Genomic DNA, 7,294 nt, shown 5'->3' with positions numbered 1-7,294 from the left:
GAGTGTCTGTTTTCCCTGGCAGATTTTGCATGCTCTGCTACACTGCGCGGGAAGCCCCGCCCGGCAAGGGATTGCGCCGGATGGCCAGCCGCAGTTTCGCGACGACCGACAACGAGGAAGGAAAAATGAGCGCCGTCCGATGAAGCGAAAGTAAGAGTGATTTCGAAGTAAAAGTTGTAGCGCCTGCCGCGAATGCCGCGAGCGCTCGTCGGGTTGTTCGCGAAGCGGCTACGCCGACGGTTTGACTGGGCGACCCGTGCTGAAACACAGCGCGTCCCACTATTACTTCTATGGCTTGTTCTGCAGCCGCAGCCGCGCCGTCTCGATTGACTGGTGAATTTGGCCTGCAACGTCTCACGCGACGGCAGCACGGTCAGATATTCGGCGACGTGAATTCCACTTTTGTCCAGTTCGAGCAGTTCGATCTGCTCCTGTTTCTTTCCGGCGCACGGGATAATGCCAAGCGGCGGCAGTTCGTCCCGTTCCTGCTCATGTTTTGCGAGCCAGCGAAGATAGAGTTCCATCTGGCTTTTGTGTTCGGCCTTGAAAGCGCCGAGCTTCAGTTCGACGGCCACCAGTCGCTTCAGCTTGCGGTTGTAAAACAGCAGGTCGATGTAGAAATCGTCGTTATCGATCTGTAGCCGCTTCTGGCGAGCCACAAACGTAAAGCCGGCGCCGAGTTCAAGCAGGAATTGCTCCATTTCCCGGAGGATGGCGTCCTCGAGATCCTTTTCGAGGTAGTGATCGTTCAGGCCGAGGAAATCGAGCACATACGGATCTTTCAGCAAGACGTCCGGTTGCACCCGCTGTTCCTGCCGCAACTGCGCCAGGTCATGCCGGATGGCCTCGGCCGGCTTGCGTGAAATCGCGCTGCGCTCGAACAGCATCGAATTCATCCGTTCCTGCAGTTGCCGGGACGACCAGCGCTCGAGCCGGCAGAGCTCCAGGTAGAACTCGCGCTTGATTGGGTCTTCGATATAGATCAGCGCCTTGATGTGCGTCCAGCTCAATTCTCTCCGCGCTGCGGAGAGAATTGCCTCGTCCGTGAAAATTTCCGCGACGCGCAGACGATGCCGCAGTTGCTGTTCACTCCAGCCACGGCCATAGTCGGCGGTGAGCGCCTTTGCAAGCGACGCGATCACCTGCTGCCCGTATTCTGCACGGATTCCGCCCAGCACTTCCGCGTGGATGCAGCGCCCCACCCGCCAGTACAACAGGGTTAGTTCGGCGTTCACGGCTGCGGCCGTGCGCTCACGGGCCGAATCGATCAGGAGCCGGACTTCGTTCAGTAGCAATGCGGGCGTGAGTGCGCTCATACAGGCCGCACTCCGGCCGCCAACGGGAAAAAATGCATCATCACATCATTCACGCTGCGTTCACGGCATTCTTGAACGCCTTGCCCGCCGTGAACTTCACGGTCTTTGCCGCAACGATCTGCATGTCCGCACCCGTGGCGGGATTACGACCAATCCGTGCGGCACGCGCCCCGGTCGCAAATGTACCGAAACCCACCAGTTGCACAGGTTCGCCTTTCGCTACCGCGCTCGTCACTGTCCCGACGAGTGCATCGACTGCGCCTGCGACGGCCACCTTGCTGTTTCCGGTCGCGGCGGCCACGGCATCGACGAGTTCGTGCTTGTTCATGGTTTCATTTCCTCTGAAACGGGCATTGCGATTGCGTTGCCAAGGTGAGAAAGATACGTTACCGGAGCCGCCGCTGGACGGCAACCTGGGCGCGACTTTCCGGGTTGCCCCTCAAATTCCCTCCGCAGTGCGGAGACAATCTTCACGTCGCTTCCGGTTTGGCGCTTTCAGTTTCAAAACAACGATCCGGCCAGGCTTCCGGGGAGTGCCGGTTTCACACTGCTAGCGCAGAGTTCTCCTGCGTCTGGCGGAAGTCGTTATCCGCTCGTCAGGCTAGCAGCGAACCCGTGCATTTCCTCGCCCCACAGCGACACACATCGTCATCGACAATTTCTGGGGACTTCACCTCATCGATCGTGAGTCCATAGGCGATAGAAAGCTCGTCGCCCGGCATCACGTCTTTGAGCGTCCCGATGAAAACCCGTCCCCGCCCGTCCTCGATCGCCTCACAGTTCGGCTGGCAGGAGTGGTTCAGCCAGCGGGCGCTATTGCCCCCGACTCTGCCGTCGATCACACGCCCGTCAGCCAGTCCGAAAATGAAGGTGTGGCCAGGCATGCCGGACCGCCGGTACCTGGCAGAAGCCCGTCGCCACGAGGTCACCTCACCGCGATACTCGAGGATCCGCTGGCCGGCTGGAATCGCGCGTAGCGCGAACACACCTCGCCCATGCACCGATGATTTCCTGACCGTCACGCGCCGCACTTCTGACTCCTGATCCGTTGAAGCCTGCGAGCATAGCGAGCAGCGCGCTGCGCGGCAACCGGCACGGTCGCGTCAGAACAACCGGGGCTGCCTCGGATCGCGTGGCGGGGGTTGGGATACGTCAGTCCGGCTGGTTTGCCGTTTACCGCGCCTGCCACCGACCCGCTGCAGCCGTGCCAGCATCAGGCACTCCACCGCCCCATCGTTGAAGCGCAGTTCGAACACGCCAGTGTCGCCGGACGGACACCGCGCCGTGGCGCGGAATGACAGGCGCAGACCCCGCCGTTTCGCGTGGGCAATCATCTGCGTGCGACTCATGCCGTGCCAGCAATCCGACATGAAGCGCGTCACGGTCCCGGGCAGGGACTCATGCGCGACGCCCTGCGGCAGCGTCAGTCCGGCGAGCAGGTAGCTATCAGCCATGCAGTCCATTTCCCTGGTGGCGAATTACCGTGTGTTTATACCGTTTTCTTGCGACGCGTTGCAGCGTTGGCGCCCGGCACCGCGCGAGGTGACCGGGTCGGGCGTGGTGCCTTCCGGACGCCGGCCGAGACGGCCAGAGTGGCCGACGACCGGGCTTCCCGCGCACGCGTTTCCGCCCCTCGCAGCGTCATCATTTCCGCCTGTAGCCGCACATTTTCAGCCTGAACGGCATCCAGCCGCCCCTGCAGCACGCCCGCCTGATGACGTGCATCGCCCAGCTGCGCCTGCATGGTTTCCAATGCACGGCGGTGGTCGGCCTCCTTCCGGTCCGTGCGACGCCTGGCCTCGTCCAGTTCCTTCTGCAGCTTCGTTGCGGTACTACGCTCGCGGTCGATCTCCAGCAGGGCGCGCTTCTCGGATGCCCGCAGCCGCTCCTCCGCGCGTTCAGCACTGCACGGGATACCCTCGAGCGAGAGCACTTTCGTCGGAATTCAGATCGGCCCCGTGCGGGAGGTGTCGGGAAACTTACAAAATTGCCTCAAACGTCCGCCGGAGGAACAATCTTCTGCAAAGCTTCTTGAGGCAAACTTGTTCCCGATGCATCTGCAGGCTCCGACTCGACTGGATGTAGGCAGGAATAAAATTGTGCAAACCACTGCGAGGCCTAGGCTGATCGCTTGTATCCGGCCACCTTCGCCACCCCACTAAGCGCAGGCATGTGAAAATACGGTAACGCTATGATCTATCAGAGATTTCTCTGTTGATGTATAATAACCGCATGGACATCGAGAAACGAATCTTGCAGTCTGTTCGCCCTCGCCGCAATGGGTTGTTGCTGCGGCGGGACGTTCGCGCTTTCGGTAGCCCGAGTCAGGTGTCAGTTGCCCTCAACAGACTATGCGCAAAGGGTGTTATTACCCGTTTAGCGCCCGGTGTGTACGCTAGGCAGTCCAAGCTGGCCGAGGTGGGACGCGATGCGCTCTTGGCGGTGGCTACTGTGGAAACCCGCGAACTTCGGCTATCGGTCAAGCAACGAAAGCGTTCTCGCCTGACCCACGCTGCTCGCGTAGTGAAAAACCTCGCCAAGCAGGCAGGGGTCGAATTCGTGCCGACATTGGCTGACCGGTGGGCCAGCGCGGTAACCCGTCTCGCCGGCGACGACATTAATAGTGACGCTACGGACGATTTGCTCGTCGCATTAACACGAGCTGGGAAGCTCTCGCCGAATGAGATGGTGAAGCTCACGATGGAACACCATCGCGCGACAAAGCATGTTTGATCCTTTCGGAGATTTCGAGACGGCCGGTTATTTACGGAACGCCTATGCCGAGAAAAACCTCGAGATCGTAAAAGCCGCCGAACACAATTTATTTCGGGCGTAATTGCCCACCGCGTTGGCATTTCTCGCGGATTGTCAGCGTATTGAATACCGGGACTTCCTTGAAGTCCATCGACTTCTGTTTGACGCGTTGTATCCCTCCTGGGCAGGGAAGGATCGCGCCGAGGTCCTGCCCGAAAGGGCCATCACCAAGGGGTCAGTATTCTTTTGCCATCCGCGTGACTGCCGCCTTGCCGTCGAAGAGGGGTTGAGGCATGGCCACGATGCACAGCAGATGATGGAGCGGCCTGGCTTCATCATGGGTATGTTCGCATATGGGCATCCGTTTCTCGACGGGAATGGCCGTGCGATGTTGCTGGTTCATGCAGAACTTTGCTTCAGGGCTGGGATGTCGATCGACTGGACGAAGACAAACAAGCTCCCGTATCTGACAGCGCTCACGGCAGAGATTGAGTCACCCAATTCTGGCCATCTTGATCAATACCTGAAGCAGTTCGTCGCCCCGCAGATCCCGAGAAATCAGTGGCTGATGACCGTCGGAGAGATGCCCGGACTTGATGGGGTAGACCAGCCAGCTGACGAAGCCGCGCGATACGATGACCCTTCGGTAACGCACAACTATCGAGAGTTCGAGAGTCGACGCGGATACCGACTGCGTTAAGGCGGTCACCTCCACTCCCATGGGTATTCGATGCGTTATCGATGTCTCCGTTTCTCAGGCTAGGTGATTTGACGAGGCAGGGGAATCAAAAAGCTTCTAAGGCAATGTTTTCTGCCACCAGAATTCCACTCCCCGAGCGGCTGCACGAGGATATGCCGTCGCGTGGAAATCACGCAGATCGAACCCAGGACCGTACTCTACGAGCAGGCAGATCGCAGCCGCCTCGATGACGAACCGTGCTGGAGCGAAACGATCCGGATCGGTCGTGGAGCGACGCACCCATCCACCATCCGCCCACGCCTTCATCAAACCTGCATTGGCAAACAACAATCCGAGCGCGTGCGAGATAGCAAGCTCGAGCGCCCTCATCGTTGAAAACCTCAGTCGCTACGGTAACGAGCGCTTTCTCGTACAGACCGGGATCATCTCCATAGCAGTCGGCGAGGTGTGCTTCGATATGCATGACCTCGTGGTGTTCAACCTGCGACTCGCCGTCATGGACAGCACCGGCCCATTCGAACACTTCGCAGAACAGGCGCGGCATCACCATAGGAACGACCATGACGACCTCCAGGGTGGAATGATTTTCGGTATAGACGAGCCAACACCGTATCGCAAGTATTGACGTCAGGATCGGTCGGCGTCCCACAAACTCGCCGATTTTCACGATCGCATATTTGCTCGTTACAGCGGCGTACCGACCTGTTGATTGCGGTCGTTCGGGCGCAGATAATCAAACGTTTGTAGGCGTGGGGGACCGAAACGGACTGATGTGATTGACATAGCCTCTGCCACACCTGACTGTCCAGCGTAGCTTGATCACCGTAAATCTCCCGTAGAACGTACGAGCCGGAGAGCGGACTATCAATGAATTAAAATGATGTCGAAAATTTTCGTCTGCCGCCACATGAACCATCGCGAAAAATATATTGTTTATCAGATTCTTGGCGACGACGAGGTTGTTCTTTATGTAGGAGTGACGAAGCGCAAACTCGAACGCCTGACCCGAGAACATTTCACCTCAAACGGCCACCTCGACCCGTCCTGCTACCACGAAGCTCAGCTTATCCTCTACTTCGAATGCATCTCAAAAGAGGATGCCTTTGTTCGAGAGAAATACCTCATCAAGACGAGCAATCCTCGCTTCAACGGTACGCACAACAAGCCTGGAATCTTTTCGTTCGATATTCCGTTCGATTGGCAGTATTTCCCAGTCGACAAATCGCGTCTCGATACACCCTCATCCCCTCGCTCGCGTCGACACCGGGTGCGGGTGAAACACGCGATTCCGTCATTTGAAGTGTTGAAAGAGAAATTGGCCGTATCATTATCGCTTGATTGTTCGCGTGCGCGCATCGAGGGCCCCGACCCTGCCCTCACTTGGTTCGATGGAGAGAAACTGGCCGAGATGATCGATGCGCAGTGGACCGCGTGTGGCTCACCAGGACTACTCTACGCGAGCAACGGAGCCAACCTCGCCTGCGAAGGCCTCTCCCTTCAGGACTGGGTCGGGCACACTAGATGTGATTCACCTTTTGACGATGCCGGGCTATTGACGACGCGTCCTCACGTGGCCGTCTGGGGTGCTCACGGAAATCGGGTGCCTTGGCTTAAGGCGGGGGACGATCACGCCGTTCTGAACGAGCTGGCCGGATTTACCCTGCCTTGGCATGCCACGACTGGCATGCGGAGTCTGGTGGGTACCTTCGCCACAGTCCTGGATGTATCGGTGCGCCTCTACAACTGGCGGGACAGCTATGTTCTGACGCTGGCATATCTCAGCGAGGTGCTCAACGCGGGAGCTAGGTTTGAGGATCGCTGTCTGTTTCTAACCTGCAACCTCGAACTACTGTTGCACGACTGGTTTCTCCATCAATCGCATGCCGCAGGCTACGAGATCTCTATTTCCGGGGTGGATGTCCAGCCGTGGCAGAAAGCCCCGCTTACTGTAATGCGCAATGGAAAGCGAGATGAGGTTGAGAGTCGCTGGTACCGGGAAGCCTTTTTGGCAGGACGCGGCGCAGCGCGTCGTTTCAACCAGACGGTTTGGGTCTATTCACTAACTGAAATTCGAGGGCTGGAGGTCGCACTGAACGTCGAGCTAAATCGGCTTATGGACGGCGCCACAGATGTGCGCTACCACAACCAACCGTTCGCCTTCCAGAACTATTACCAAACCAGCCGTCTAGATAGAGAGACTGCGCCAAAATTACTTGTACTCGACTAAGTCCCCACGAGCTTTAGTTACGGCCACACTAATCTCCGATGGTCATTCTCGAATTCGACATTGGCTGGGTGATGTCGCAAAAAAACAAAACACGCACTGCGTCAAGAAATGAGCGCCGGCGCGCGCAGACACGCCTCTTCCGCGGAGTTGGTCCGCGATTGCGGCAACCGTACTCGCGGCCTCCTCCGTGAGTTGCTGTACGGTCTTTCCTGGCTTGAAGCGGTAAGGATCGGTGAAGACCGCTCGCAGGAGGTCGCGCGCCGCAGGGTCGAGCAGATCTTGGAGCGTGAAAGACTG

9 protein-coding genes and 1 pseudogene are annotated in these 7,294 nt (G+C 58.3%); 4 read left to right on the top strand and 6 right to left on the bottom strand.

What is annotated here, in order from left to right; genetic code table 11:
• Nucleotides 1-288: 288 nt before the first annotated feature.
• The 5 genes and pseudogenes from PQQ96_RS41210 to PQQ96_RS41190 form a co-directional block, all read right to left on the bottom strand.
• Nucleotides 289-1,316 (bottom strand): annotated as a pseudogene (locus PQQ96_RS41210) (PDDEXK nuclease domain-containing protein).
• 49 nt (nt 1,317-1,365) lie between these two features.
• Nucleotides 1,366-1,728, bottom strand: coding sequence for an HU family DNA-binding protein (locus PQQ96_RS41205; protein WP_408303042.1), 363 nt, complete (start codon nt 1,726-1,728; stop codon nt 1,366-1,368).
• A gap of 184 nt (nt 1,729-1,912) precedes the next feature.
• Entirely contained in the window at nt 1,913-2,347 is a 435-nt protein-coding gene (locus tag PQQ96_RS41200) for an SET domain-containing protein (RefSeq protein ID WP_408303040.1), read from the bottom strand.
• A gap of 72 nt (nt 2,348-2,419) precedes the next feature.
• A complete protein-coding gene (locus PQQ96_RS41195) occupies nt 2,420-2,770 on the bottom strand; it encodes a hypothetical protein (RefSeq protein ID WP_408303038.1) in 351 nt (116 codons plus the stop codon).
• Between the two features lie 35 nt (nt 2,771-2,805).
• Complete coding sequence (locus PQQ96_RS41190) at nt 2,806-3,249, bottom strand: hypothetical protein (RefSeq protein WP_408303036.1); 444 nt, start codon at nt 3,247-3,249, stop codon at nt 2,806-2,808.
• 299 nt (nt 3,250-3,548) lie between these two features.
• Here PQQ96_RS41190 and PQQ96_RS41185 point away from each other — a divergent pair, with 299 nt between their 5' ends.
• The 4 genes from PQQ96_RS41185 (at nt 3,549) to PQQ96_RS41170 (ending at nt 6,997) form a co-directional block, all read left to right on the top strand.
• Nucleotides 3,549-4,049 (top strand): type IV toxin-antitoxin system AbiEi family antitoxin domain-containing protein, encoded by a 501-nt coding sequence (locus PQQ96_RS41185; protein ID WP_408303034.1) that lies wholly within the window; start codon nt 3,549-3,551, stop codon nt 4,047-4,049.
• Between the two features lie 103 nt (nt 4,050-4,152).
• A complete protein-coding gene (locus PQQ96_RS41180; RefSeq protein ID WP_408303032.1) occupies nt 4,153-4,770 on the top strand; it encodes a Fic family protein in 618 nt (205 codons plus the stop codon).
• 265 nt (nt 4,771-5,035) lie between these two features.
• Complete coding sequence (locus PQQ96_RS41175) at nt 5,036-5,395, top strand: hypothetical protein (RefSeq protein ID WP_408303030.1); 360 nt, start codon at nt 5,036-5,038, stop codon at nt 5,393-5,395.
• A gap of 252 nt (nt 5,396-5,647) precedes the next feature.
• Nucleotides 5,648-6,997 carry a GIY-YIG nuclease family protein gene (locus PQQ96_RS41170; RefSeq protein WP_408303028.1) on the top strand — a complete coding sequence of 450 codons (1,350 nt, stop codon included), beginning with the start codon at nt 5,648-5,650 and terminating at the stop codon, nt 6,995-6,997.
• Between the two features lie 42 nt (nt 6,998-7,039).
• Here PQQ96_RS41170 and PQQ96_RS41165 read toward each other — a convergent pair.
• The coding region (locus PQQ96_RS41165; RefSeq protein ID WP_408303026.1) for a hypothetical protein at nt 7,040-7,294 on the bottom strand (255 nt) is incomplete at its 5' end.

The organism is Paraburkholderia sediminicola, assembly GCF_046027825.1.
Taxonomy (GTDB): domain Bacteria; phylum Pseudomonadota; class Gammaproteobacteria; order Burkholderiales; family Burkholderiaceae; genus Paraburkholderia; species Paraburkholderia sediminicola_D.
The sequence above is the reverse complement of the archived record's forward strand: the minus strand, read 5'-3'. Positions and strand labels throughout refer to the sequence as shown.